The following is a 2942-nucleotide window of genomic DNA, read 5'->3' as shown; positions in this document are numbered from 1 at the left end:
ACACACTTCTTGGGGTTGTATGGTTAAGTGACTAAGCGTGCACGGTGGATGCCTTGGCAGTCAGAGGCGATGAAGGACGTGCTAACCTGCGTTAAGCACGGGTGAGCTGGTAAGAAGCGCTTGAGCCCGTGATGTCCGAATGGGGAAACCCACCGCACTTGTGCGGTATCGTTGCGTGAATACATAGCGCAGCGAGGCGAACCGGGAGAACTGAAACATCTAAGTACCCCGAGGAAAAGAAATCAACCGAGATCCCCTTAGTAGCGGCGAGCGAACGGGGGCCAGCCCTTAAGCAGCATTGGCGGTAGTGGAACGGCCCTGGAAAGGCCGGCCATAGTGGGTGATAGCCCCGTACACCAAACCGCCCTTGTTGTGAAATCGAGTAGGACGGGACACGTGTTATCCTGTCTGAACATGGGGGGACCATCCTCCAAGGCTAAATACTCCTGACTGACCGATAGTGAACCAGTACCGTGAGGGAAAGGCGAAAAGAACCCCTGTGAGGGGAGTGAAATAGAACCTGAAACCGTGTACGTACAAGCAGTGGAAGCCTCCTTGTGGGGTGACTGCGTACCTTTTGTATAATGGGTCAGCGACTTACTTTTAGTAGCAAGGTTAACCGTATAGGGGAGCCGTAGGGAAACCGAGTCTTAACTGGGCGATGAGTTGCTAGGAGTAGACCCGAAACCCGGTGATCTAGCCATGGGCAGGTTGAAGGTTGAGTAACATCAACTGGAGGACCGAACCCACTAACGTTGCAAAGTTAGGGGATGACCTGTGGCTGGGGGTGAAAGGCCAATCAAACCGGGAGATAGCTGGTTCTCCCCGAAAGCTATTTAGGTAGCGCCTCGGACTTATACTACTGGGGGTAGAGCACTGTTTGGGCTAGGGGGTCATCCCGACTTACCAACCCCATGCAAACTCCGAATACCAGTAAGTACTATCCGGGAGACACACGGCGGGTGCTAACGTCCGTCGTGAAGAGGGAAACAACCCAGACCGCCGGCTAAGGTCCCCAAGTTCTGGTTAAGTGGGAAACGAGGTGGGAAGGCTCAGACAGCCAGGATGTTGGCTTAGAAGCAGCCATCATTTAAAGAAAGCGTAATAGCTCACTGGTCGAGTCGGCCTGCGCGGAAGATGTAACGGGGCTAAACCAGGCACCGAAGCCGCGGATTCAGAATTTATTCTGAGTGGTAGGGGAGCGTTCTGTAAGTCTGCGAAGGTGTGTCGTGAGGCATGCTGGAGATATCAGAAGTGCGAATGCTGACATGAGTAACGATAAAGGGGGTGAAAAACCTCCTCGCCGGAAGACCAAGGGTTCCTGTCCAACGTTAATCGGGGCAGGGTGAGTCGGCCCCTAAGGCGAGGGCGAAAGCCGTAGTCGATGGGAAACGGGTTAATATTCCCGTACTGACACACATTGCGATGGGGGGACGGAGAAGGCTAGATGGGCCAGGCGTTGGTAGTCCTGGTGAAAGGGTGTAGGTGGTGCGTTTAGGCAAATCCGGACGCATAACACTGAGACCCGAGACGAAGTCACCACGGTGACGAAGTCATTGATGCCCGGCTTCCAGGAAAAGCCTCTAAGCTTCAGATGTGTGTGAACCGTACCCCAAACCGACACAGGTGGTCGGGTAGAGAATACCAAGGCGCTTGAGAGAACTCGGGTGAAGGAACTAGGCAAAATAGTACCGTAACTTCGGGAGAAGGTACGCTGGAGCGGGTGAAGTCCCTTGCGGATGGAGCCTGAGCCAGTCGCAGTGACCAGGTGGCTGGGACTGTTTATCAAAAACACAGCACTGTGCAAACTCGTAAGAGGACGTATACGGTGTGACACCTGCCCGGTGCCGGAAGGTTAATTGATGGGGTTAGCCGCAAGGTGAAGCTCTTGATCGAAGCCCCGGTAAACGGCGGCCGTAACTATAACGGTCCTAAGGTAGCGAAATTCCTTGTCGGGTAAGTTCCGACCTGCACGAATGGTGTAACCATGGCCACGCTGTCTCCACCCGAGACTCAGTGAAATTGAAATCGCCGTGAAGATGCGGTGTACCCGCGGCTAGACGGAAAGACCCCGTGAACCTTTACTATAGCTTGGCACTGAACATTGACCCTACATGTGTAGGATAGGTGGGAGGCTGTGAAGCGGTGACGCCAGTTGCCGTGGAGCCGACCTTGAAATACCACCCTTGTATGTTTGATGTTCTAACGTAGGCCCCTGATCGGGGTTGCGGACAGTGCCTGGTGGGTAGTTTGACTGGGGCGGTCTCCTCCCAAAGCGTAACGGAGGAGCACGAAGGTTGGCTAAGTACGGTCGGACATCGTACGGTTAGTGCAATGGCATAAGCCAGCTTAACTGCGAGACGGACAGGTCGAGCAGGTGCGAAAGCAGGTCATAGTGATCCGGTGGTTCTGAATGGAAGGGCCATCGCTCAACGGATAAAAGGTACTCCGGGGATAACAGGCTGATACCGCCCAAGAGTTCATATCGACGGCGGTGTTTGGCACCTCGATGTCGGCTCATCACATCCTGGGGCTGAAGTCGGTCCCAAGGGTATGGCTGTTCGCCATTTAAAGTGGTACGCGAGCTGGGTTCAGAACGTCGTGAGACAGTTCGGTCCCTATCTGCCGTGGGCGTTGGATGATTGAGGGGGGTTGCTCCTAGTACGAGAGGACCGGAGTGAACGAACCGCTGGTGTTCGGGTTGTCATGCCAATGGCACTGCCCGGTAGCTAAGTTCGGAATCGATAACCGCTGAAAGCATCTAAGCGGGAAGCGAGCCCCGAGATGAGTCATCCCTAGAGCTTCGAGCTCTCTAAAGGGCCGTCCGAGACTAGGACGTAGATAGGCAGGGTGTGGAAGCGTAGCGATACGTGCAGCTAACCTGTACTAATGACCCGTGCGGCTTAACCATACAACACCCAAGAAGTGTGAGACCTTGCGGT

General features: G+C 54.5%; 1 rRNA gene. It reads left to right on the top strand.

Annotation, left to right across the window (positions count from 1 at the left end):
* Positions 1 to 21 precede the first annotated feature (21 nt).
* Positions 22 to 2911: ribosomal RNA gene (locus tag CGX12_RS18990) — 23S ribosomal RNA — on the top strand.
* Positions 2912 to 2942 lie beyond the last annotated feature (31 nt).

This window comes from Zobellella denitrificans, assembly GCF_002237365.1.
GTDB lineage: Bacteria > Pseudomonadota > Gammaproteobacteria > Enterobacterales > Aeromonadaceae > Oceanimonas > Oceanimonas denitrificans.
Note: the sequence above shows the minus strand (reverse complement) of the source record. Positions and strands in the feature narration are given on the sequence as shown.